Genomic DNA, 23,212 nt, shown 5'->3' on the forward strand with positions numbered 1-23,212 from the left:
CCAGTTTAGTACTCAATGACAATCAAACGCTAGACTTTTGGACGCACTCTGTGAGTTGCCGTGGCTGAGTATGGATCATCAGGCCAGTAATGTTTCGGGTAGCGTCCTTTCAGGTCTTTCTTTACTTCCTGATAGGTATTTTTCCAGAAGCTGGCAAGATCACGTGTGATCTGAACCGGACGCTGTGCCGGAGACAGCATTTCAATGGTCAGTGGCTGCTGATGAAAGGCGATGACTGGCGTCTCCAGTAAACCAAACAGTTCCTGCAGACGAAGGGACACTTTGGGTTCATCCGGCTTGCTGTAATCGACCCGGATATTTGAACCGCTGGGTGCCTGCCAGCGTTCGGGCGCTTCACGGTCAAGCAGCTGTTGTTGAGGCCAGCTTAACCGGCTAAGCAGGGCTTCACGTAAAGACAGTTTTTTCAGATGCTCCAGTTTTGTCATCCCATCCAGATAAGGCATCAGCCAGGCTTCCATCGTATCAAGAAGAGAGGCTTCATCACTGGCGGGCAGGAGATCATCCAGCCGGTCATTAAAACGGTTCAGAAAGACCAGGCGCTCACGGAGTTGCAGTGATTCCCGGTCCCAGGGAAGACACTGTATACCTTTCTGGCGGATACCATCCAGCAGAGCCCGTTTAATGGTGTCTGGATCAGGGTCTGGTATTTTCTGATGCTCCAGAACCAGCGCTCCCAGACGATCCTGTTGAGCCGCTATCACGCGCCCGGCTTTGCTGTCCCAGCGTGTCTCCTGATGCTCCTGAATATCTGCAAGACATTCGTCGTAAATAATGGCTTTATCAATGGCGCACGCCATAAAGACTCTGGCATTGCGATGGTGGCTGGCACCACCCAATGCTGGTATCACTAAATACTCTTCACTGGCGAGAGGGTCTTCCGGCGATAACTCTACCCCCTGACCAGAGCGGAGCAGATAGTGGCTGGTGGTTCCACGGCGTTGGGCGATACGGTCAGGATAAGCGGCAATCAACAGACGACCGGCTGTTTCACTGTTGGGTTCAACGGGTGGGGCGGCTTTAGCTTTCAGGCGACTTTCCCAGCGTTTCACCAGCTGCCGGGCTCTAAATAAACTACTTTTGTCGTTTTTTGGATTGGATGAATTGTCAAACAGATTCAGCCGGTGATGAATATTGGCAGAACGCTCTTTACCTGAAGAAAGCAGATCCCTTTCTGACAAAATAGCGGCCAGCTGGCAACCTGTACGCAGATAGCCACGTTCTGAAGCCTTCAGCAGCATGTGAGCAATACGGGGATGGGTTCCCAGCGCTGCCATCTGCAATCCCTGAGCTGTTATCTGCAGACTACCGGATGACGTTCTGGCAGTGGCTTCCAGTTGCTCTAACAGCCCCAGGGCCTCCTGATAACGCCCGGAGTTCGGTGGAGTCAGCCAGAACAACTCGCTGCTGTCGCTACAGCCCCAGCTGCACAGTTCCAGTGCCAGTGGAGCAAGGTCTGCTTCGGCAATTTCAGCGGTTTCATGGTGTTCCAGTCTCTGGTGTTCGGACTCGGTCCAGAGGCGATAACAGACCCCTTCTTCCAGTCGCCCGGCGCGACCTTTGCGCTGGTCGGCACTGCTGATACTGAGACGCCGGGTTTCCAGTCGTGTCATACCCATGCCCGGGTCGTAAACCGCCCGTCGGGTCAGGCCGGAATCGACCACAATACGAATGCCTTCAATAGTCAGGCTGGTTTCCGCGATATTGGTGGCGAGTACCACTTTTCGGCGACCGGGCTTTGCCGGTTGAATGGCTGCACGCTGCTGCGCCAGAGACAGTTCACCAGAAAGGGGTCGCAGATCGACGTTGTCTGTTTGAACGCGCTCTTCAAGCAGGGTTTGAACCTGACGAATCTCACCGGCTCCGGGCAGGAATACCAGCATGGAACCCGGTTCTTCGTGCAGGGCTTTTATGACGGTGCTGCTGACTTCACGACAGATGTTGTGAAAGCTGCGATCCTGCAGAGGCCGGGAAAGGTAGTTGATCGCCACCGGATAGCTGAAACCTTCAGAGATAACCACTGGAGCATTGAGTGCTTTACCCAGCTCATCGGCCTGCAGGGTTGCGGACATAATCAGCAGTTTAAGCGGCTCTTCCCGGTAATGCTCCTGACTCTGCAGGGTGAGCGCCAGCCCAATGTCAGCCTGCAGAGAGCGTTCATGAAACTCATCAAAAATAAGGATGCTGATACCCTGCAACTCAGGGTCTTCCTGAATCATTCGGGTCAGTACCCCTTCGGTCACTACTTCGATGCGGGTATCACGGCTGGTCCGGTTTTCCAGCTGCATGCGATAACCAACGGTTTTACCCACTGGCTCATTGAGCAGTTCTGCCATTCTGATCGCAGCGGAAGACGCCGCAATACGACGGGGTTCCAGCATCAGGATTTTGCCTTCAGGGTTTTGCTGCAGCAGATACAAAGGCACCAGGGTGGTTTTACCGGCACCGGTGGGTGCCTGAAGAATAACCCTGTCGTGTTTTTGCAGGGCAGCAGACAGGTCTGCCAGTGCATCAGTCACTGGCAGTGCAGGTAATTCAAACGACATTAGTTGTCTTTTTGCTCTTCGTAGTACTGGCGAATGATGTCAGACAGGGCGTTACGCCAGGGACGTGCATGGACACCAAAGGTGTTCAGGATTTTAGTACATTCAAACGTAGCGTTGGCTGGTGGTTTGAACCCTTCGCGGGAATCCATTTTGGCCATGATCAGTTTGCGAACCTTGAGCTCCCAGAATTGAGACGCTTCAGCGATAACAATTTCAGCAAAGCCACTTTCAGATACAGGCTCTGAGGCGCAGTAGTGATAGGTTCCCCAGGTTTCGGCACCGCAGCCGACCTGCTGCAGGATCGCCACCATCACCCGGGCCACTTCGCTGGCCGGGGTTGGGCAGCCCAGCTGGTCAGGAGTCACGTACACTTCACGATGTTTGACCATCTGCTCAGCCTGACGGCGCAAAAGGTTTGGACGACGATCACTGATGACCCAGGACAGGCGCAGAATAATGTGTTTCGTGCAGCGTTCACGAATCTGCTGTTCCGCCTGCAAACGGCTGGTTCCCAGTACGCCAATGGGGTTGGTGGGGTCTTTTTCGCTGTAAGGTTCCTGCTTTTCACCATCAAAAACCCGATAACTGGAGGCATGGAGCAGAATGGTATTCATGCGGTTGCACTGGTCAGCCAGTTCTGCCACCGCATCCCGGTTCACGGCAAAGCACCGGGAAGGTTCGTTCTCCGCCATCACCGGATTATTGTAAGCCGCTGCGTTGACAACAATCGTGGGCTGGTAGCCTTCGAGGCAGGTTTGCAGCTGGGCTGAATCACAGATATCCAGCTCACTCCGGTCCGGAGCATGGTAGGTGATGCCTTTGCTATCGAGCAGCTTGCACAGTTCATGGCCGATCTGACCGGTTTTACCGAGAACCAGTACTCTCATGGTGTATTTCAGACTCACAGTTACAGGTATCGCTATTGAAACATATTCAACGATGAAATGCTGTTTGATCAAAAATCTGTCAGAATGTGTCACCGGCAGTTAGGCGTTGGCTGTCAGTTTGAGGTGAGAGACACGTAAAAGCGACTCTGTGAAGCTCACTTGCTGACACTGATAGTGGTAACAATGACTATGCTGTTCCCCAGAAGAAAATATTGAGCTGGTTTAAGATGTATCTGGCAGAACATTCTACAGAATCCCCGGAAGATGCAGAGCGTATTCTTCTGGTCGACGATAATCCCACCAACCTGCAGGTGTTGTTACAAACCCTGAATGGTCGCGGCTATAAGCTGTTAATCGCCAAAAATGGTGAAAGCGCCCTGAGAATTGCCCATAAGGCGAAACCTGCGCTGGTGTTGCTGGACATCATGATGCCAGGCATGGATGGCTATGAAGTCTGTCGCCAGCTGAAGGAAGATCCGGCTACCAGCAAAATTACAGTGATTTTTCTCTCGGCACTGGATGACACCAAAGATAAGGTTCGTGGCCTGGAAACGGGTGCGGTTGATTTTATTTCCAAACCGTTTCAGGCAGAAGAGGTCATTGCCCGGGTGGAAACCCAGCTGAAGATTCATCGTCTGGAACAGGCCCTTTCAGCCCGCAACCGTCAGCTGGAAGCCGACAAAGCCAATATCCTGGAAAGCATGAACGAAGGGATTTTTGGCCTCGACAGCCGGGGGCATATTACCTTCGCAAATGCTGCGGCAGCCAGTATGCTGGGCTGGTCCATTGATAATCTGATTGGTCAGGGACTGATTTCCATGATGCTCGGTGAAGCGGGGGATGGCGCTCACAGCCAGCACCTTGCACCCATTCAGGTAGCTTTGAACAAAGGCGTCAGCAAGGCGGTGGAAGACACCCTGTTCTGGCACAAGGATGGTACCGCTTTTCCGGTGTACTATTCCTGCACACCGATTCTGGAAGATGACAAGCTAACCGGGGCCGTGGTGGTGTTTCGTGATATCACCGAACGCAAACGCAACCAGGAAGCCTTGCAGAAAGCACTGGATGAACTGGACCAGCAGAAAGACAAACTGACCCATGTTTCCCGCCTGAGTACCATGGGTGAGATGGCAGCCGGTTTTGCCCACGAGGTAAACCAGCCCCTGACCGCGATTTCTAACTATGCGCAGGTCGCTAAACGTATGATGACCCGACTGGAACATCAGGATGATCCAATGTATGAGTCAATCTACGAAGCGATGGATAAAATCAACACCCAGGCGCGTCGGGCAGGGGACATTATTGCCCGCATCCGCTCCTTTGTGAAAAAGCCGGATCATGTTCTCAGCAGTGTTGATCCGCACAAGCTGTTGTGTGATACCGTCAAACTGGCAGAGGTGGATGCCCGTAATAACCACATGGAAATCCATATGGATGTACCGACAGACCTGCCTGCAGTAAAAGTTGATCCGGTACAGATTCAGCAGGTGGCTCTGAACCTGATTCGCAATGGTATGGAAGCGATGTGCGACTCGGAACATCGTCATATAGGTGTCTGGGTGAAAGCCGAACGCTTTGAGGAGCGGTTTGTGAAAGTGTCGGTCATTGACCGGGGCTATGGACTGGCAGACGATGCGGAAGAAAAACTCTTTACACCGTTTTACACGACAAAACCTGATGGCATGGGAATTGGCCTGTCAGTCTGTCACTCCATTATCCAGTCGCACAATGGTCGCATGAGTTTCCAGAGGCATCCGGAAGGCGGCACTATTTTTGAATTTACCATGCCAGTGGTGAATTAAGTCAGATTATTGTACACAGTGAGCCTTGCTGGCCTTTTGCTCTGGCAGCCTCTTTTGGGGTTGCCATAACATTCTTCCAGCCTGTGAACATGGCAAACCAGAATAAACTGTCCAGATGGATGAGTGGGAAGTTGCCGCCATTAACACCAAGATTGGGACCTTTGGCTTTTGGTGAGCGCCAAAGTCCTTTATCGGTAAGGTTTTCGGTATCCGGGCTGAGAAAACACTCCTTAGTGGTTTGCTCCGGATAGTCCGGATAGACCTCCGCAGGAAAGTGCCTGTTTTTGGCATCCTGTACATAACGACACTTCGGATCGCACCAGTAGCCGCACTCAAGCACTGTGCGGCTCAATGCCTCTTGAGGGAATTCCTGTCTGATGAAAGCCTCCATTTGTCCGGGGTCCATGCCAAAAGCGTTGCCAAACAGGTCGGCAGCGATGGTTGCCAGCTCCCCGGTCAGCTGGCTCATTTGTTCCGGGTTCTTATAATCCAGATCGCCAGTGTCATGGCGAACTCTCAGCCAGTTAATCACCAGCCCGTAAAAGGTTTTGCCAAGTTCTGTCACCTTAATCTGCTTCTGAATATCGGGACTGGAGGCATTAAAACCTGAGCGCAGACCAAAGTTTGTTTTGGTGTGTTCACTGAAAGCGCGGATATCTGCCCAGTCACGCATGCCCACTGGCGCAGGAGCAATGTTTGGGTAATCTTGTGCATTCCATGCCCCAAGGGTACCGGGACTGCTTTGTCCACCAAAATAGGGGGTTGGAATCCAGGCTCTCTGGTCAGCAGTGTTATGAAAAGCACTGAGGGAGTCCGGTGCCTGGAAGTGGTGTTGCCAGAGACGGCCTGCATCTCTGGCAAACAATCGGATTCCTTCGAACGAGGCTGCAACTGAAAGCCCTTCCACTCCATCAGTCTCGTAAGGGTAATGATGGTAAAGCGATGTGTTCTTCATCGTCAAATATTTGCAGGTAAGTGGAACCATCAGCTTCGAAGGCAATGTCAGCCAGCGTAGAATCAGCCAGACCGCAAGTCTTTAGCTTTTCCCGGGCATTTTTCAGATGAAAGACCCCTTTTGGTTTGAGAAGGCTACTTTCCAGTCCCAGTTCCGCCTGATGCTGTCGAAAAAAGGTCAGGTGGGGCTGTTCGCGAATAAAGTCTTCCCACTTTTCGGGAGAAACGGCCTGCTGTTTTAGAAACTTGAAGCGGCGGAAGCCTTTTGGCACGGACTCGGAAGGGAAGGCAATACTGCGACCATAGACTTCTATTTTGTTACAGGTGGTTAGCTCCCTTTCCCAATGTTCGGGCAACTCGGGTACAGAGGTTTTCTGATGGCTCTGTTTGTACTCATCAACCACCTTCATAAGTGGTGCTGTGTAAGTAGTATCGGGAGCCACTGTGCATTCAGGGCCTACCCCAAGGCTGATAAGATGCCATGGGTAATGATACCTGCCAGGGTTAGATACTTTGAAGTTTCGTTCAACAAAGAGAGACCTGCCTCCCGGCATTTTTGCCAGATGTTCAAAGATATGTTTCTGGATTTCCGGAGAGGCTACCCGAATAACTTGTACCTGATACTCAACCGGTAGTTTCAGATCCTGTATGAGCGTTATTAGCTGAATGGATTTTTCTTTGTCTTGTAATGCTGCTGGGTGCATTCCCAGAAAATCAACGACCTTCTGAAGCAAGGTGGCCCGTTTATTAAAATCTGATCCTGGCTTTAATGAAACTGGTTTGAAACTGCCTGCCGGTAGATGTTGAAAGAGCTGCAAAAACTCACCGAACCATTGGAAATCAGTAGAGTGAATACCGTTAAGCAGATTTTGCATGCAGTCACCAAGATGGTCTTTGGAAGTCAGCTTCAGCAGGTGGTTGCGCCTGGTTTGAAACAGGTCTACCTCTTTCCCGAACAGCGGCGTTGCAGTGACCAGGTGGGTATGGTGACGATATAAAAGCACCAGCGGTGTGGCTCCGGTATCATCCTGCTGGTTTGCCAGACGTTCTGCGGGTAAAAATCTGAACAGGTTCTCATAGTCTGGTGAGTAAGAGTCCAACCCTGAAAAACGAGCCGCACATTCTCCATATCGTGAATCTGCAATGGCTGACGCCAGAAGGTGCAATACGTTAGTCCCCTGGTCAAAGGTCTGGTTTAGGGTTTCTTCAGGTGGCTTTGTCAGTGTTTGGGTTAGCAGATCAAATAACTGTGCCTGACCTAATACAAAGGCACATAGCAACAGGTGTTCCCGCTGCGCTTCTGACAGTTTTTGCAATTCAGGCAAAATCTGCTGTTGGTGGCTTCTGGCATGAACCTCAAGCAGGCACAGCTGAGAGATGGCCCTCTGGGAATGAAGTGCATTGGTGACCGACTGGGAGGAAACACTCGGGATTGAAGGAACCAGCACCGGGTCAAGAGAAGAAAGCAATGAGCGCAGCAGACAGAGCGGCCTTATCAGAAAACCGGTAAGAAGTGTTCGCGGCGTATAGAAGACTGGTAATGTTTTCTGGCGGTCTCATCAGTTTGTTAGCTGTTCTTTGTATTTCATCCGGAGAGAGATAGTCTTCCAGCAGCTCCATATAAGCCGGATCTGCCCTGCAAATAAGGTCGTTAGCATCGCTTTGGAGGATCTTTTTTGCTGTTTCCGGATCTGTATTTTCCAGAAGCTGTCTTAGCAGGGAGGCCGGAATATTGGAATCATATAAATACTGGGGCTCCTCAAGTCCCATCCCCATGTTAGCCAGAGCTTGAACCACAGAAAGGTTCGCAGGGAAGCATATATCCGGTAAAAGAATGCTAATAAACTTGTTGAAGCTGTCAGGATAGCCTGTGATGGGTGTTTCAACATTTTTCAGGCTGGCTTCAAGGTCTGAAAGTGCCTGTTTATAGGATTTGGTTAAGTTTGACCTGTCGAAAGGGATATCCAGACTCTGGATAGCCTGCTTTATATTGATGAGCTTTTCCCTGAATGCGTCAGCCGGTGTTTTAATGTTTCGGCGTTCAAGGGGCTGGAAAGTAACCTTTTTCGAATCTTTGATGACTGATGGGCTGGTGTCTGTCCGGATTTTCTCTTTATCGGATTCAGTATTCTGGCCACCCGGGACATAAGTGGGAGAAACTGGATTTAATTCGTTGCGAAACATTAATCACATCCATGTGTCAATCGATTAATTCTACCCTTAGATAGCAGCAGGCTGGTTTAGTTCAATATGTTCTGAATTCAGGAAAGGGCATTGAGGGGGATGAAAAGTTAACCGATCGGCTTGCTCGTCGAGAGTGGCTTTGTTTTTTGATTTTTTGACTACACTGAAGGCTCTTTTGTTTTACCAATTCTTCAGGATAAACATGAAATCCCCTTCACTCCCTGTGGCGCTGCTTGTACTCATTTTTTTGGGGTTTAAGCCGTTGTGCGCTAAAGCAATAAACACTCCTTTTGGTTCAATACCCGATACTCTTCAGTATTTAGAATCGGGTGAAAATAGTGTTAAACGTACCATTACCATAACGCAAGAGGCCAATAGTGAAAATGAACAACAGCCGTCTGTTATAAGAGCCTCTGTTGACGGGAGTCCCTCTATAATTGTTTCCCAGTCGGTTATTCAACAGATATCGGGCTTATCTATGAGTGACCAGACAAAAATAAACCTTTTTATAGCATTAATAATTATTCAACAGGAAATAGACGGTTACAATCCTCTAAATACTGACAACGCTGATTCCACCGATGGAGCACAAGCCCAGACAACGATGGCATTTGTCAGCGAAAGATATAGTTTTAGTATACCGAGCCGAGACCCTAATAACCGCTTCTCACTGCATGCCGATATTCCTACCAGCGCAACTAGCAGTTGGCACTTAAATTTAACCAACCCATTGTCTAAACAATTTACCGTCATTATGTCGCCTGAACCCTCATCAGTTGAGGACGTATGCACGGAGACTGATTCAGACGACGATAATACCTCCTGTTGTTGCAATGGTTTGTGGGGAAGGGCCAAGAGGTATTTTAGCTATTAAAAATGATTTTTGATAAAGCATGCGAAGAAATGGCACAACAATTGATTAATACCAGATTGGAAAATAGAACCCTATAGCTATTCTTCCGTTTGCTTTTATTTTTCTCCTGAAACGGCAGGTGTTGAGGTTGGATTTAACGGGTATAATGCACGGCTAAACTGCCCCGGCGTAAGCTAAGAGTCAGGCTAAAAGTGTTTCAGGAGGGAAGCAACGGTGACAGAACAGGTAACTGAATACATGCATGGTCTTGGGCGCAAAGCCCGGGAAGCCAGTGCCGACATGGCAAAGGCTGAAACCAGTGATAAGAACAAGGCATTGCTGGCCATTGCTGATGAACTGAAGGCCGCGCGGGAAGCGTTGCGAAAAGCCAATGCCATTGATCTTGAAAATGGTCGTAACCGTGGGTTAGACAGTGCTTTGCTGGATCGTCTGGAGCTGACCGATGCCCGCATTGATACCATGGTAGAGAATCTGGAACAGGTAGCTGCCCTGCCTGACCCGGTGGGTACCATCGACGACATGAAATACGTTCCCAGTGGCATTCAGATAGGGCAGATGCGAGTGCCGCTGGGTGTGATTGGCATCATCTACGAGTCCCGCCCCAATGTTACGATTGAAGCCGCCAGCTTATGCCTGAAATCCGGTAATGCCGTTATTCTCCGTGGTGGCAGTGAGTCGATTGCTTCCAACCAGTCGATTGCTGCCTGTGTTCAGAAAGGGCTGGTAAAAGCGGGACTGCCGGAAGCGGCTGTTCAGGTCGTGGAAACCACTGATCGCGCCGCTGTTGGTACCCTGATTTCGATGCCAGAGTATGTGGACGTTATTGTTCCCCGTGGTGGCAAAGGGCTGATTGAGCGCATCAGTAAAGACGCCAGAGTACCTGTGATCAAACATCTGGATGGTATCTGCCACGTTTACATTGACGACAAAGCGGATGTTTCCAAAGCGGTGAATATCGCCATCAACGCTAAAACACACCGCTACGGTGTCTGCAATGCCATGGAAACTCTGCTGGTGAATCAGGCTGTTGCCAAGAGCCTGTTGCCGGAGCTGGCAGCGCAGTACCTTGACATTGGTGTGGAACTTCGAGGCTGTTCTGAGGTCTGTCGTATATTGCCTGATGCTGTGGCTGCTTCAGAGGAAGACTGGGTGACGGAATACCTTGGCCCGGTGTTGTCGATCAGGGTAGTGGCGGATATGGATGAAGCCATTGCGCATATCAATCGATACGGTTCACACCATACCGATGCCATTGTGACCGAAGATTACACCCGTAGTCGCCGGTTCCTGCGAGAGGTCGACTCCAGCTCAGTCATGGTCAATGCCTCAACCCGCTTTGCGGACGGGTTTGAGTATGGTCTTGGGGCTGAAATCGGCATCTCGACCGACAAAATTCATGCCCGTGGCCCTGTCGGACTGCAAGGGCTGACTTCGCAAAAATACGTAGTGTTCGGGGACGGTCATATCCGGAAATAACGGATTGCAGACTGACTCTTGACACGACATTATGCCATCATGTGAAAAGCCTGTTTAATACACAGGCTTTCTATTTATTTGAAAGAGACAGGTCCTTAAAGCGTTTATGCAATCTGATCAATTAAAGCAGCTGGTTATCGAAGCCATTGAGGAAATGAAAGGCAATGATCTGACATGTCTGGATGTATCCGAAATGACAGACGTAACTGACTACATGATTATCGCCTGTGGTACGTCTAACCGTCACGTAAAGTCTGTGGCCGACAATGTTGTGCAAAAGTGCAAGGACAACGGTGTTCGCCCTCTGGGGATGGAAGGTGAAGACAAGGCAGAATGGGTTCTGGTTGACCTGGGTGATGTGGTAGCTCACATCATGCTGCCTGCTACCCGGGCGTTCTACGATCTGGAGCGTCTGTGGGAAACCGGTCGTGTCGAGCAGACAGCGGAAGCTGCTGAAGCCTGATGCGTATCAGGCTGATCACGGTTGGGTCAAAAATGCCGGGCTGGGTGGAAGAAGGCTATACCGAATATAGCCGTCGCCTGGGGGCAGACCTGAAGCTGGAACTGGTTGAGATTCCTCTCAACCGCCGCAGCAAAGGTGCAGACGTTAACCGTCTGCAGGAAAAAGAAGCCAACCAGATGCTGGCTGCCGTCGGGCAGGGTGATCTGGTGGTGACCATGGAGATTAAAGGTAAAGCCTGGAGTACGGAGCAGCTCGCCGACAAAATGGGCGACTGGATGCACTCTGGTCGCAATGTCAGTTTGCTGGTAGGTGGTCCTGAAGGGCTGCATCCCAGCTGTATGGCACAGGCAGATCTGCGCTGGTCTTTATCGCCATTGACGTTGCCTCACCCACTGGTTCGTGTGGTAGTGGCTGAACAGGTGTATCGAGCCTGGAGTATTTTAAAAAATCATCCTTATCATAAATAGTCAGGAGCTTTTCTGGCTCCCAGAGCGGAAGCACTGTTTCCCACTTGCAGGGAAAGAACTTCACGGAAACGAGTAATGCCAGCGAATACCTTAAAGGATCATAAAGCAGAGCAACGGATTGTCGGCACCCGAGTCTGGCTGGCGTTGTTCTTTATGATTGTTTTGGTGTTTGTGCTGATCGCCCGGTTATTTTATCTTCAGGTACTGCGTTACGATGAAATGTCGACGCAGTCTGAAGAAAACCGGGTTCTGCTACAAACCATCCCCCCGGTTCGTGGCCTGATTTACGACACCCATGGCAAGCTGCTGGCGATGAATCGCTCCAGCCGCAGTTTGACCATTGTTCGTGAACTGGCAGGCGATCTTGATCAACTGATCGAAGACATATCAACACTGGTACCGGTTACTGACAATGAACGACGCCGTTTTGACCAGCGAGTAAGACGTCGCCGCCCCTTTGAACCCATTCCCCTGAAATTCAACCTGAACGATGAACAGATCGCCACGATTGCTGTTAACCAGTTCCGGTTGCCCGGTGTCGAGATTGATGCTGATCTGGTTCGTTATTATCCGGAAAACAGTATTTTTTCCCACTCAGTAGGCTACGTTGGACGTATAAATGACCGGGAACTGAGAACCCTTGATCCAGCCCTCTACAGCGGTACTTATGTGACCGGCAAAATTGGTCTGGAGAAGTACTACGAATCAGTCCTGCTGGGGAAGCCCGGCTATCAGGAAGTAGAAACCAATGCCCGAGGCCGGGTACTCAGGGTATTGAACCAGGTTCCATCGGAGCCGGGTAAAGACCTTGAACTGTATCTGGATACGGAGTTGCAGAAAGTTGCGATTGAAGCGCTGGAAGGGCGACGTGGCGCTATTGTTGCCATGGACCCCAAGACTGGTGGCGTACTGGCCATGGTCAGTAACCCTTCGTTTGACCCCAATCTGTTTGTCACAGGCATTGATTATGAAACCTTCGACGGACTGAACAAAAACATTGAACGACCGTTGTATAACCGGGCGACGCTGGGGGAGTATCCACCGGCATCCACCATCAAACCTGTTGTAGGTCTTGCCCTGCTGGCCAATGACGTGGTGGACAAAGATACCCGCATATTCGATCAGGGCTGGTTTCAGCTGCCGGGCAGTGACCACCGTTTCCGTAACTGGAACCGTCGTGGTGACGGTTGGGTGAATCTGCATCAGTCGATTGTCCGTTCTAACGATACCTTTTTCTACAAACAGGCGGGTGAACTCGGTATTGATCGGATGCATGACTTTCTCAGCCAGTTTGGCCTTGGGCGACGCACCGGCATTGATATTGGTGAAGAGCGTCCCGGACTGTTACCGTCCCGGGAATGGAAGCGCGGTGTTTATGGACAGCCCTGGTATCCGGGCGAAACCGTCATCGCCATTATTGGTCAGGGCTACAACCTGGCGACCCCCTTGCAGCTGGCAGAGTTCACCACGATTCTGGCGAACCGGGGTCGGCATGTTCAGCCCCGGCTGGTTAAGGAAGAGATGCCCGATATTCAAAGCCCTGACTGGGGCCATGATGTGGATGTCAGTGATGAGGACTGGGATTTAATTATTGACTCTATGGAAGATGTCATTAAAAGCCCGAGGGGAACCGCTCACTGGCGCATTGGTCGTGACCTCAAGTACCGCATCGCTGGTAAGACGGGTACGGCGCAGGTCGTGAGTATCCCTCAGGGAGAGGAATACGATGCTGAACAGCTGAAAGAGTATCAGCGGGATCACAGCCTGTTTGTAGCTTTTGCACCGGTTGAAGACCCTCAGATCGCTATTTCCGTCATTGTGGAAAACAACAGTGGTGCCGCAAACGTAGCGAAGAGTGTTATGGATCATTACCTGTTACCCAGACTGAATCCATCCCTGACCCATGGGCTGTCAGTGGACGAGGCCCTGAAAGCAAAGGTGACAAACTGATGGCTGAACAGGATTTTGTACGACAGCTGAATGACGACCATGGGTTTGCCCAGACCCGGGACTGGTCAGAGAAATTACATATTGATTTTCTTCTGGTCGGACTGCTGATGATTCTTTGCTGTGCCGGGCTGTTGATTCTCTACAGTGCCAGCGGCAAGGATATGGATGTAGTGATCCGGCAGGCTCTCTATATGCTGGTTGGCTTTGTGGGGATGGTAGTGATTGCTCAGTTTTCTCCGAGAATGCTGATGCGCTTTGCGCCCTGGATGTACGCTGGTGGTGTTGTACTTCTGCTTGCGGTGTTGTTGATAGGTATCCAGTCAAAAGGAGCGCAGCGATGGATTCAGTTGCCATTTATCCGGTTCCAGCCGTCTGAAATCATCAAGCTGATTATGCCGATCGTGGTGGCTACCTATTTGTCCAACCGACCTTTGCCGCCTTCCATCAAGGATATTGTTATCAGCCTGATTATCATAGGTGTCCCGGTTGGTCTGATTGCCAAACAGCCTGACTTGGGAACCTCGCTACTGATCGGGTCGTCGGGGGCTTTTGTATTGCTACTGGCGGGGTTGCGCAAGCGACTGATATTTTCCGCCATTATGCTGGCGATTCCTGCCGTGTTTGTGTTCTGGCAGTTCCTGATGCGGGATTACCAGAAACAGCGGGTACTGACCTTTCTGAATCCGGAAAGTGATCCCTGGGGCGCTGGCTGGAATATTATCCAGTCTAAAATCGCCATTGGCTCCGGTGGTCTCTATGGTAAGGGCTGGTTGCAGGGAACCCAGTCGCACTTGGACTTTCTGCCAGAAAGTCACACTGACTTTATTATTGCGGTACTGGCTGAAGAGATGGGCCTGGTTGGATGCCTGATGCTGCTGGTGATCTACGCGCTGATCATCGGGCGGGGGCTGTTTATTACCCTAAAGTCTCAAACGCTGTTTGGCCGGTTGCTGGCGGGTAGTATTACATTGACGTTTTTTGTTTATATCTTTGTCAATATCGGAATGGTCAGTGGGCTGCTGCCTGTGGTGGGTGTGCCTTTGCCTCTGGTTAGTCGTGGTGGTACATCTCTGGCAACACTGATGGCGGGCTTTGGCATATTAATGTCGGTGCATACCCATAAAACCTTCCATCATCGAATGCGCTGACTTTTCTACCTTAGCAGTGAGCCGTACCTGCTGCGGCTCATTTCCCCCTTTATCCTGTTGTCTATCAGGAGGTGCTACCAGGGAGTCATATTTCCTTAATGGTTGATTAACAATGTATTGTTAGTCATTTTTTGTTGACAACTGTCTTACACGTTCTTGCTAGTTGTTCCCGGATTACTGCTGTAGAGTAGAAAAAATAGCACCCTGCTTTTGCACAACACGAAAGGGTGACTCAGACAGAAAGGCTGACAATTTGCTTTTTTAGTCAACCACTAACTAGTGAGTGTCTGTTTGAGTATGACAGCAGTATTCAGAGGACTTAAGACATGGCCATTTTTTCCAAAAACAATATACTGGCACTGACCGCGGGCTGTCTGATCTCAACGGTGATGATGGCTGCTCCTGTGCCTGAAGGCGAGCAAAAGGCTTCCGGCGAGCAGAGTTCCAGCAAACAGACAGCTTCCAGTGAACAGAAAGCCTCTTATGCTTCAACCAGACCAGAGGTTGAAGCCTTTATTAAGGATCTGGTCAAGAACGAACAGTTTTCCAGAAACGAAGTGGAAGCCGTACTGGGTAAGGCTCAGAGGTCTGACCGGGTGCTTGAGCTGATCAGTCGTCCGGCTGAGAAAAGGCTGGAATGGAAAGATTACCGCAAGATATTTATGACCGACCAGCGTGTGAATGAAGGCATCGACTTCTGGCTGGCTCATGCGGAAACACTGGCAGCGGCTGAAAAAGAGTACGGTGTTCCAGCATCGATAATTGTCGCGATTATTGGTGTAGAAACTTACTATGGTCGACTGACCGGTGGTTTTAAAGTACTGGATGCCCTGTCCACACTGAGCTTTGACTACCCACCACGCCGCACCTTTTTTACCCAGCAGTTGAAAGAGTTCCTGATTCTGGTTCGTGAGCAGAAGCTTGACCCCCATGAACTGACCGGCTCTTATGCGGGTGCCATGGGCATTCCACAGTTTATGCCATCGAGCTACAGAGCTTATGCTGTAGACTTCACCGGTGACGGGCAATCTAATATCTGGAAACAGAAAGAGGATGCCATTGGCAGTGTTGCCAATTACCTGAAAGAGAACGGCTGGAGAGCAGGTAAACCCATTGCCAGCAAAGCCAGGGTTCAGGGTACAAAATATGAGCAGGCCATTGGTAAAACTGTGAGACCGGCTAAAACCCTGAAACAGTTGGAGACCGCCGGGTGGAAGCCTGTGAACGTGCTGCCATCGGCGACCAAAGCGGCTGCCATGTCGTTCGAAGGTGAAAATGGGACTGAATATTGGCTGGGAATGGAGAATTTCCGGGTAATAACCACGTATAATCGCAGCAAGCTTTATGCGATGGCGGTTCACCAGTTGGCAAAAGAAGTCAATACTGGCTATAAGACTGCCGTACAAAAGAAAAAAACAGACGCCACAGTGGCGAATAAGTCCTGAAAAGTTAGTCCCGAAAAACTAGCCCCGAAAAATAAGTTACGCGGTTTATGCATTCCACAACAACATTTAGACAGGTCGGCTTTGCCGGCCTGATCACTTTATTCATTTCAGGCTGTGCCGGGGTTCCCCGGGAAGATGGAGCGCCTGCTAATCCGAGGGATGTCAGTGATATTCCCGATGCGATTCCGGTAGTTCATCAGGGAGCCATTAAAAATTCCCCTTACATGCATGAGGGTGTTGTCTATGAGCCGATGATATCAGCCAATGAATACTCGGAAGAGGGCATTGCCTCCTGGTATGGCACCAAGTTTCATGGCAAGCAGACGGCGAATGGAGAAGTCTACGACCTGTATGGGATGACGGCTGCCCATAAGACCCTGCCATTGCCGTCTTACGTGAAAGTAACCAACAAGACAAATAACCGTTCTGTGGTTTTACGGGTGAATGACCGGGGGCCTTTTGTGGGCGACCGGATTATCGATCTCTCTTTTGCTGCAGCGAAAAAGCTGGGCTTTGCGGATGAAGGCATTACGGAGGTTCTGGTTGAAGGCATTGATGTTGGTGCTTTCGCAGCCGCTGACATTGAAGGTGAGCATCAGGAAGTGTTTTTGCAGATGGCTGCCTTTAGCAATTACCATAATGCCCAGATAATGCGACGACAGCTGTCAGCGTCGACCGACACTCCGGTCAAGATTGTTAAAAACGACAGTGAAGATGAACCTCTTTACAGGGTGAGGATTGGTCCGGTTCAAACCCCGGATCATATGGAAATTCTGCTGGATACACTTGAGGCTGCGCAGTTTGCCCCACCGTATCTGGTTTACGAAACCGTTGCGCAATAACCTATTACTTTTAACTGACGGGCGGGATTATAATATCCCGTTATTGAAATTTTCAGAGCAGTTTCTTAATGAGCAAAAGAAAACACCCTGTCCGGCGTTTGGCTGGGTTAGCCACTATGATGTTTTGTCTGGGTTCCGGTATTGCCCAGGTTCAGGCTGCTGCATTGATTCCGGCGGCCCCGAAACTGGGCTCAGAAAGTTACATCCTGATGGATGCTGACAGCGGTGAAATCCTGGCTGCCGAGAAAATCGACGAGCCAATGCACCCGGCCAGCCTGACCAAGATGATGACTTCATATATTGGTGAGGCCGAAGTGGCTGCGGGCAATATTGGACGTCAGGATAAAGTGCTGGTGAGCGAAAAAGCCTGGCGTATGGGTGGTTCAACCATGTTTATCGAAGTCGGTGACAGGGTGCCGGTCGAAGAGCTGCTGAAAGGCATCATTATTGTTTCCGGTAATGATGCCAGTGTGGCACTGGCTGAACACATTGCCGGCAGCGAAGAAGGCTTTGCCCAGATGATGAATGGCACGGCCCGGAAGCTTGGAATGGTGAACACGCATTTCCAGAACTCTTCCGGCTGGCCTGCGGATGACCATTATTCAACAGCCCGTGATATGGCGATTCTGTCCAAGCATATTGTTCAGGATTACCCGGAAGACTATCATCTGTATGCTCAGAAATACTATCAGTATGGTGTGAACAAGCGTACTGGCGAACCTCTGCGTCGTCAGGCGAACCGTAACCGCCTGCTGTGGACCAACCCGAGCGTGGACGGCCTGAAAACCGGCCATATTGATGCAACCGGTTACCATCTGGCAGCCACTGCGCTTCGCGACGGGCGGCGTATGATTGCCGTCATTATGGGTTCGAACAGCGAGAAACAGCGTGCGGAAGAAGCCCAGAAACTACTGACCTACGGTTTCCGCTTTTTCGAAAACGTGGACATCAAGCGTGGTGGCCAGCCGCTGGAGTCAGTGCGTATCTGGAAAGGCGCTGACGATGACGTTAACGTCATGATCGAGAAAGACCTGGTTGTGACGGTACCTCGTGGCACTGGCAAAGACCTGAGCGCAGTGATGAAACTGGATTCTGCTATCGAAGCCCCGATCGAACGTGGTCAGCAGCTGGGTAGCCTTAAGGTGATGCGTGGTGAAGAAGTCGTGAAAGAAGTACCACTGCTGGCGCAGCGTTCTGTAGAGCGTGGTGGCATCTTTAAGCGTATCTGGGACAGCATCGTAATGTTTTTTAGCAACCTGTTTTAAGCAGTGTTGTTAACGGTTCTGGTACACGATTTCAACGAATTTGCGTTTTACGTAGGTTGGGACGATCGTAACAACCTACGTAAAACGCAGTGAAATCGTATATCAGAGCTTCATTGTTTAGAGTTTTGTGAAGAGTAATGGCTGAACAGCAACCCCAACCCCCTAAAATCGAATTCCCCTGTGACTATGAAATCCGCATTATGGGTAATGCCGCTCCGGATTTTAAAGATGTCTGTGTTGAAATTGTCAAAAAGCACGCCACTGACTACGACGGTAACTGCCGCGTTAAACCAAGCCGTGCCGGTAACTTTGAGTCTGTGATGGTAAAAATTGTCGCTACTGGCGAAGACCAGCTGCGTGCCATTTTTGAAGACCTGAAAGCAACCGGCCGGGTCAAAATGGTACTTTGATGCCGGTGACTGAGGGGGAAGCCGACATTATGGATGTGGACGCAGTGGGTCAGGCGTTGCCACTGAATGTCAGAATGCTTGGCAGGCAGGCTTACGAGCCTGTCTGGCAGGCCATGAAAACATTTACTGAAACCCGGGATGAAACCACCGTTGATGAACTCTGGTTTGTGGAGCATGACCCGGTGTTTACCCAGGGGCAGGCCGGTAAAGCAGAGCATGTTCTGAATCCGGGAACCATTCCGGTGGTTCAGGTTGACCGGGGAGGGCAGGTGACTTACCACGGGCCGGGTCAGCTGGTAGTCTATCTTTTACTGGACGTTAAACGTTCACAGAAAGGTCCGAGAGCTATTGTTTCAGGGATAGAACAGGCGATTATCAACGTTCTTCAGACCTATGGGGTTGAGTCCTGCGCCCGGCCGGAAGCTCCGGGGGTGTATATCCGGAACGCTAAAATAGCGGCTCTGGGACTTCGATTCCGTAAACAGCGATCTTACCATGGATTAAGTTTTAACCTTGATATGGACCTTGAACCTTTCAGCCGGATAAACCCCTGTGGTTACGAAGGACTGGAAGTGACTCAACTGATTGATTATGTTGAGTATTTTGACAAGCAGGATGTTGCCGGCAAGCTATTGCTCAGTCTTATGGAAGAACTGGGTTACTGTCGTATAGAAAAAACAGATCAGGGGTTACCCTGACCTTGAACGAATAGATTAAATCTGGAGTGGGAAATGTCGGGTCATACAACATCAACAGACAGCGGGCTGATTCCTACAGTACAGGTTGAACCAGCAGTCAAAGTAGAAAGTGGTGCCAAGTTTATTAACGATCACGGTATCACTGCCATTAAAAACGGCATCAAAGCCAGTCATCACGACCCTGCGCCGGTGATGCGCAAACCGGAATGGTTACGCATCAGGGCGCAATACGGCACTGAATATAAGAAAGTAAAAAGCACCGTTCACAAGCACAAGCTCAGCACCGTGTGTGAAGAAGCCATGTGTCCGAACATTAATGAATGCTGGAGTTCTGGTACGGCGACCATCATGCTGATGGGCGATGTCTGCACCCGGGCCTGCAAATTCTGTGCAGTGAATACGGGCAACCCTAAAGGCTGGCTGGATAAAGAAGAGCCGGAACATACGGCCAACAGCGTTAAGCTGATGAACCTGAAATATCTGGTATTGACCTCGGTTAACCGGGATGATCTGGAAGATGGGGGCGCAGGCCATTACGCTGATGTGGTGCGCAGGGTCAAAGCTGAAAACCCTGAAACCGATGTAGAAGTTCTCACACCGGATTTTATGGGGGTGATGACGGACGTTGAGAAAGTGATGGACAGTGGTATCTCAGTCTTTGCCCAGAACGTTGAAACCGTTAAACGCCTTACCCATCCGGTTCGTGACCCACGGGCCAGCTACGAGCAGACGCTTGCAGTGCTTGAACACGCCAAGCAATATCGTCCCGATATTCTTACCAAAACCAGCCTGATGCTGGGGCTGGGCGAAACAGATGAGGAAATTGGCGAAACCATGGATGACCTGCGGGCGATTGGCGTGGATATCATTACCTTCGGTCAGTACCTGCAACCAACCAGAAACCATTTGCCGATTGAACGCTATGTCACACCGGAACAGTTTGAACAGTACCGTCAGTGGGGGCTCGAAAAAGGCTTTCTGGAGGTCGTTTCGGGTGCGCTGGTACGATCAAGCTATCGTGCTGAGCAGGTGTTGCAGAAGAACAACGTGGGTTTGTGAGGTTTCTGGTTTATCCCCGGGAAAACAAAAAAAAACCATATTGTTACAGTAGTTCCAAAACGAATCCGGTATCATTTATGGTCATCAGGGTAGATGCATATCTTTGCCTGTCCATATTGTTCATGCTGTTTAAAAGCTTATGGAAGGCTGGTTCGGCTTGAGCCGTTGTGAGTGAGATCGTTTTTCATCTGCCTCTGATGAGGTGATGAAAAACTTTTTTGATTAAATTGTGAGCCATGTTTCTAGATCCATACTTTACCGAACTCGATAACAATAAGTTTTCTTTCAGTCGACAGCAGTCCAGCGATTTTGCCAAATATGTGTCGAACGACTTCAACCCGATACATGATGTCGATGCAAAAAAGTTCTGTGTACCCGGCGACCTGCTGTTCGCCAAAATCCTGACCAGTCAGGGGCTGTATGAGACTATGGAAGTCAGCTTTAATGGGATGGTCGGTGGTGAAACTGAACTGTCGATTGTTTCTGATGGTGATGGGCAGCTGGTCATTGTGGACAATAATGACAAAAAATATTTAAGTATCCGTCATGGTGAGGAGCGCTCCCGGGATCAGGCTCTGATTGAGCAACTGATTCGCAGTTATGTGGCCTTTTCCGGCGAGAACTTTCCCCATGTTCTGGTGCCATTGATGAAAGACAACAATGTCATGATTAATGCTGCCCGCCCGCTGGTTATGTACGAAAGCATGTCGGTACAGCTGGATCGTCTGAATCTGTCCAACCTGACCCTGGAGTCTACAGACAGTCATCTGGAAGTGTCTGGCAAACGGGGTAAGGTGACCTTGTACTTTGCTTTTAAAGACAATGGTGAGCTGGTCGGTAAAGGCAAAAAGACCATGCTGCTTTCTGGTTTGCGCGAATATGAACAGACTTCTGTTGACCAGCTGATTACGACGTATTCAGAGCGCAAACAGCAATTTGCTGCCTGATGAATCGCTCTGGCTGACAGGCAGCGGTTTCTCCGTTGCCTTCAACCCCCCCCCCTTTATTTCGTACATTTCAACAACAAGTAACTGAGTCTATACTGTCTTGCCTGCTCATCAGGAACTTATTAAAACAATATTATTTTGGACATACGTTACCTGATTAAAACCCGGTTTCTGATTATAAGAGAGAGGCCTATGAAGCTTTTGTTTTCAGGTGTGTTGTTCTGGCTTCTAATAGCCTTTTCCCATTCAGCTCTGGCAAACAAATGTGACAAAGTTATTATAAAAATAAATGGATTGTCGCTATTACTGATTGTGCCCACGGACTCAGGTATCGTGATGCGCCGTACCCGGCAGGGTGATGATGGTGATGAGCAGCGCATTTCTGATTTTTGCACGGTGGTTATCAGCGATGAGCGAATGAGTAACCCTTTAAACGAGCTGACTATTAACGGGCTGGGTGCTTTTTCGATTAGCAGTCTCTTCAGCTTCATTGAAGCAATTGGTGACCGGACGGTTTTTATAACAAGTCACCAGAATCAGCGGGTTGAATACAGAGTTATCTCCCCGCAAGCTGGGGAGAGAGATTTCTATTGGTATGAAGGTGGGAACAGCATCACAAATAGCGACTGGACTCAGTTGTTTTCTGACCCGGAATCGTTCCCGGGAAGTTCTCAGGCTGCAGAGGATGCGCCTGAATCCTTTTTCCAACGTGCTCATGAGGTTACCAATTCTGGTAACAGGCAAGTTTTTCTGGTCAACCCTTTGGCTTTGTTTTTTAACGGGCAGTGGTTAGAGCGATTCACTCAGTTTCTTCTGAGCTTTAATCCACCAACCCCATCGTATTATCTTCCATTGGGAATTCTTTACTTTCGGACAGGCTGGACGGTACACCTGCCTGAGAACAACATCATTTATTCGGTGATGCAGCTGGGAAGGGTTCTGTATTTAAACATTATAAACACTGTACCGAGACGCTTGCAGGCAGTTAATCCGGGTGATGACAATGCCCAGTCATCCGCTTCAGGCGTTTTGCGTGAAACGGTTCTTTGAAAGTGCAGGCATTGAGGCAACAGGAGCACTGTTGCCTGTGTGATCTTACTCAGCGAATCTCGGTCAGAACGTCTTCCATCGGGAAGCGGGCTTTGATTGCCCGGTCAGGCTGATTGAAGTCTTCCGGATCTCTATGCCCAATGGCAACCATGGCAACGCTGGTCAGGCTCTTTTCATTAAGTCCCATCAGCTGATCCAGCTCTTCGGGGTGGAAACCCTCAATTGGACAGGAATCCAGATCCAGCAGTGCTGCTGACATCAGCAGTTGTCCCAGGGGCAGATAAACCTGATGTTTGACCCAGTTGGCGCGTTCAGCCGGTTCCATACTGTTGAGGTAGTTGTTCAGGTAGCCAAGGCGTTGTTCGTTCACAGGCTGGTTGCGAACGTCGGCGGTTAGCTCTTCAACTTTTTTTACATCGTCCAGTGTGAAGTCTGTCCTGGCAGCAAAAATAAAAATATGGGATGCCGAGGTCATTTTACCTTTGTTGCTGTCCCAGCAAACATCTACCAGCTTCTGACGATACTCAGCATTGCTGATAACAAAGAAATGCCAGGGCTGGCTGTTAATGGAAGAGGGAGCCAGTCGCAGGGTTTCCTTGAGAATCTCTATCTTTTCTTCATCCGCTGCTTTAGCCGGGTCAAAAACCTTGGTGCTGTAACGGTTGGCAAGCAGTTTAACAATATCAACGGTCATTAATGGCTCCTGCATAAGGGTGTTGGTGTGTTC

General features: G+C 50.0%; 21 protein-coding genes. 15 read left to right on the forward strand and 6 right to left on the reverse strand.

Annotated elements, in window-relative coordinates; genetic code table 11:
* Window positions 1–29: 29 nt before the first annotated feature.
* Both hrpB and V5J35_RS15945 read right to left on the reverse strand, forming a co-directional pair.
* Window positions 30–2,564 (reverse strand): ATP-dependent helicase HrpB, encoded by a 2,535-nt coding sequence (hrpB, locus tag V5J35_RS15940; RefSeq protein WP_354008089.1) that lies wholly within the window; start codon window positions 2,562–2,564, stop codon window positions 30–32.
* Entirely contained in the window at window positions 2,564–3,451 is an 888-nt protein-coding gene (locus tag V5J35_RS15945; protein ID WP_354008090.1) for an SDR family oxidoreductase, read from the reverse strand. Before V5J35_RS15945 ends, hrpB begins: the two co-directional genes overlap by 1 nt.
* 212 nt (window positions 3,452–3,663) lie before the next feature.
* On the opposite strand from V5J35_RS15945, the gene V5J35_RS15950 reads away from it, so the two are divergent.
* Entirely contained in the window at window positions 3,664–5,253 is a 1,590-nt protein-coding gene (locus tag V5J35_RS15950; protein ID WP_354008091.1) for an ATP-binding response regulator, read from the forward strand.
* Between the two features lies 1 nt (window position 5,254).
* Here V5J35_RS15950 and V5J35_RS15955 read toward each other — a convergent pair whose 3' ends face one another.
* From V5J35_RS15955 to V5J35_RS15965, 3 genes are read right to left on the reverse strand one after another with little or no spacing between them, the layout of a single operon-like run.
* Window positions 5,255–6,208, reverse strand: coding sequence for a hypothetical protein (locus V5J35_RS15955; RefSeq protein WP_354008092.1), 954 nt, complete (start codon window positions 6,206–6,208; stop codon window positions 5,255–5,257).
* A complete protein-coding gene (locus V5J35_RS15960; RefSeq protein WP_354008093.1) occupies window positions 6,165–7,676 on the reverse strand; it encodes a hypothetical protein in 1,512 nt (503 codons plus the stop codon). Before V5J35_RS15960 ends, V5J35_RS15955 begins: the two co-directional genes overlap by 44 nt.
* Window positions 7,660–8,391: a hypothetical protein gene (locus tag V5J35_RS15965; RefSeq protein ID WP_354008094.1), complete on the reverse strand. Its 732-nt coding sequence runs from the start codon at window positions 8,389–8,391 to the stop codon at window positions 7,660–7,662. The genes V5J35_RS15960 and V5J35_RS15965 overlap by 17 nt, the downstream gene beginning before the upstream one ends.
* Window positions 8,392–8,593: 202 nt before the next feature.
* Here V5J35_RS15965 and V5J35_RS15970 point away from each other — a divergent pair, with 202 nt between their 5' ends.
* The 14 genes from V5J35_RS15970 (at window position 8,594) to V5J35_RS16035 (ending at window position 22,485) form a co-directional block, all read left to right on the forward strand.
* Window positions 8,594–9,265 (forward strand): hypothetical protein, encoded by a 672-nt coding sequence (locus V5J35_RS15970; RefSeq protein WP_354008095.1) that lies wholly within the window; start codon window positions 8,594–8,596, stop codon window positions 9,263–9,265.
* 213 nt (window positions 9,266–9,478) lie between these two features.
* On the forward strand, window positions 9,479–10,741 hold the full coding sequence (locus V5J35_RS15975) for a glutamate-5-semialdehyde dehydrogenase (RefSeq protein ID WP_354008096.1): 1,263 nt from the start codon (window positions 9,479–9,481) through the stop codon (window positions 10,739–10,741).
* 106 nt (window positions 10,742–10,847) lie between these two features.
* On the forward strand, window positions 10,848–11,204 hold the full coding sequence (gene rsfS, locus V5J35_RS15980) for a ribosome silencing factor (RefSeq protein ID WP_354008097.1): 357 nt from the start codon (window positions 10,848–10,850) through the stop codon (window positions 11,202–11,204).
* Window positions 11,204–11,671: a 23S rRNA (pseudouridine(1915)-N(3))-methyltransferase RlmH gene (rlmH, locus tag V5J35_RS15985; RefSeq protein ID WP_354008098.1), complete on the forward strand. Its 468-nt coding sequence runs from the start codon at window positions 11,204–11,206 to the stop codon at window positions 11,669–11,671. Before rsfS ends, rlmH begins: the two co-directional genes overlap by 1 nt.
* A gap of 75 nt (window positions 11,672–11,746) precedes the next feature.
* Window positions 11,747–13,621 carry a penicillin-binding protein 2 gene (gene mrdA, locus V5J35_RS15990; RefSeq protein ID WP_354008099.1) on the forward strand — a complete coding sequence of 625 codons (1,875 nt, stop codon included), beginning with the start codon at window positions 11,747–11,749 and terminating at the stop codon, window positions 13,619–13,621.
* Window positions 13,621–14,769, forward strand: a complete 1,149-nt coding sequence (gene rodA, locus V5J35_RS15995) for a rod shape-determining protein RodA (protein ID WP_354008100.1) — start codon at window positions 13,621–13,623, stop codon at window positions 14,767–14,769. Before mrdA ends, rodA begins: the two co-directional genes overlap by 1 nt.
* A gap of 326 nt (window positions 14,770–15,095) precedes the next feature.
* A complete protein-coding gene (gene mltB / locus V5J35_RS16000; protein ID WP_354008101.1) occupies window positions 15,096–16,214 on the forward strand; it encodes a lytic murein transglycosylase B in 1,119 nt (372 codons plus the stop codon).
* Window positions 16,215–16,261: 47 nt separating this feature from the next.
* On the forward strand, window positions 16,262–17,056 hold the full coding sequence (locus V5J35_RS16005; protein ID WP_354008102.1) for a septal ring lytic transglycosylase RlpA family protein: 795 nt from the start codon (window positions 16,262–16,264) through the stop codon (window positions 17,054–17,056).
* Window positions 17,057–17,124: 68 nt separating this feature from the next.
* Window positions 17,125–18,321: a D-alanyl-D-alanine carboxypeptidase family protein gene (locus V5J35_RS16010; RefSeq protein ID WP_354016439.1), complete on the forward strand. Its 1,197-nt coding sequence runs from the start codon at window positions 17,125–17,127 to the stop codon at window positions 18,319–18,321.
* A 137-nt stretch (window positions 18,322–18,458) separates the two neighbouring features.
* Window positions 18,459–18,731 (forward strand): HP0495 family protein, encoded by a 273-nt coding sequence (locus V5J35_RS16015; protein ID WP_354008104.1) that lies wholly within the window; start codon window positions 18,459–18,461, stop codon window positions 18,729–18,731.
* Window positions 18,731–19,429, forward strand: a complete 699-nt coding sequence (gene lipB / locus V5J35_RS16020; RefSeq protein WP_419095760.1) for a lipoyl(octanoyl) transferase LipB — start codon at window positions 18,731–18,733, stop codon at window positions 19,427–19,429. Before V5J35_RS16015 ends, lipB begins: the two co-directional genes overlap by 1 nt.
* 33 nt (window positions 19,430–19,462) lie before the next feature.
* Window positions 19,463–20,488, forward strand: coding sequence for a lipoyl synthase (gene lipA / locus V5J35_RS16025; RefSeq protein WP_354008105.1), 1,026 nt, complete (start codon window positions 19,463–19,465; stop codon window positions 20,486–20,488).
* Window positions 20,489–20,724: 236 nt separating this feature from the next.
* Entirely contained in the window at window positions 20,725–21,435 is a 711-nt protein-coding gene (locus tag V5J35_RS16030) for a DUF3581 family protein (protein ID WP_354008106.1), read from the forward strand.
* 336 nt (window positions 21,436–21,771) lie between these two features.
* Window positions 21,772–22,485 (forward strand): hypothetical protein, encoded by a 714-nt coding sequence (locus V5J35_RS16035; protein WP_354008107.1) that lies wholly within the window; start codon window positions 21,772–21,774, stop codon window positions 22,483–22,485.
* A gap of 49 nt (window positions 22,486–22,534) precedes the next feature.
* Here V5J35_RS16035 and V5J35_RS16040 read toward each other — a convergent pair whose 3' ends face one another.
* Window positions 22,535–23,179 carry a nitroreductase family protein gene (locus V5J35_RS16040; protein WP_354008108.1) on the reverse strand — a complete coding sequence of 215 codons (645 nt, stop codon included), beginning with the start codon at window positions 23,177–23,179 and terminating at the stop codon, window positions 22,535–22,537.
* Window positions 23,180–23,212 lie beyond the last annotated feature (33 nt).

It is taken from the genome of Endozoicomonas sp. NE40, assembly GCF_040549045.1.
Taxonomy (GTDB): Bacteria; Pseudomonadota; Gammaproteobacteria; order Pseudomonadales; family Endozoicomonadaceae; genus Endozoicomonas_A; species Endozoicomonas_A lisbonensis.

Excerpts from the sequence above, each read along its gene's own strand:
- V5J35_RS16005 (WP_354008102.1), top strand. The coding sequence starts at position 16,262 with ATGCATTCCACAACAACATTTAGACAGGTCGGCTTTGCCGGCCTGATC.
- V5J35_RS16010 (WP_354016439.1), top strand. The coding sequence starts at position 17,125 with ATGAGCAAAAGAAAACACCCTGTCCGGCGTTTGGCTGGGTTAGCCACT.
- V5J35_RS16015 (WP_354008104.1), top strand. The coding sequence starts at position 18,459 with ATGGCTGAACAGCAACCCCAACCCCCTAAAATCGAATTCCCCTGTGAC.
- lipB (WP_419095760.1), top strand. The coding sequence starts at position 18,731 with ATGCCGGTGACTGAGGGGGAAGCCGACATTATGGATGTGGACGCAGTG.
- hrpB (WP_354008089.1), bottom strand. The coding sequence starts at position 2,564 with ATGTCGTTTGAATTACCTGCACTGCCAGTGACTGATGCACTGGCAGAC.
- rsfS (WP_354008097.1), top strand. The coding sequence starts at position 10,848 with ATGCAATCTGATCAATTAAAGCAGCTGGTTATCGAAGCCATTGAGGAA.
- rlmH (WP_354008098.1), top strand. The coding sequence starts at position 11,204 with ATGCGTATCAGGCTGATCACGGTTGGGTCAAAAATGCCGGGCTGGGTG.
- V5J35_RS15970 (WP_354008095.1), top strand. The coding sequence starts at position 8,594 with ATGAAATCCCCTTCACTCCCTGTGGCGCTGCTTGTACTCATTTTTTTG.
- V5J35_RS15965 (WP_354008094.1), bottom strand. The coding sequence starts at position 8,391 with ATGTTTCGCAACGAATTAAATCCAGTTTCTCCCACTTATGTCCCGGGT.
- mrdA (WP_354008099.1), top strand. The coding sequence starts at position 11,747 with ATGCCAGCGAATACCTTAAAGGATCATAAAGCAGAGCAACGGATTGTC.
- rodA (WP_354008100.1), top strand. The coding sequence starts at position 13,621 with ATGGCTGAACAGGATTTTGTACGACAGCTGAATGACGACCATGGGTTT.
- lipA (WP_354008105.1), top strand. The coding sequence starts at position 19,463 with ATGTCGGGTCATACAACATCAACAGACAGCGGGCTGATTCCTACAGTA.
- V5J35_RS16030 (WP_354008106.1), top strand. The coding sequence starts at position 20,725 with ATGTTTCTAGATCCATACTTTACCGAACTCGATAACAATAAGTTTTCT.
- V5J35_RS16035 (WP_354008107.1), top strand. The coding sequence starts at position 21,772 with ATGCGCCGTACCCGGCAGGGTGATGATGGTGATGAGCAGCGCATTTCT.
- mltB (WP_354008101.1), top strand. The coding sequence starts at position 15,096 with ATGGCCATTTTTTCCAAAAACAATATACTGGCACTGACCGCGGGCTGT.
- V5J35_RS16040 (WP_354008108.1), bottom strand. The coding sequence starts at position 23,179 with ATGACCGTTGATATTGTTAAACTGCTTGCCAACCGTTACAGCACCAAG.
- V5J35_RS15955 (WP_354008092.1), bottom strand. The coding sequence starts at position 6,208 with ATGAAGAACACATCGCTTTACCATCATTACCCTTACGAGACTGATGGA.
- V5J35_RS15945 (WP_354008090.1), bottom strand. The coding sequence starts at position 3,451 with ATGAGAGTACTGGTTCTCGGTAAAACCGGTCAGATCGGCCATGAACTG.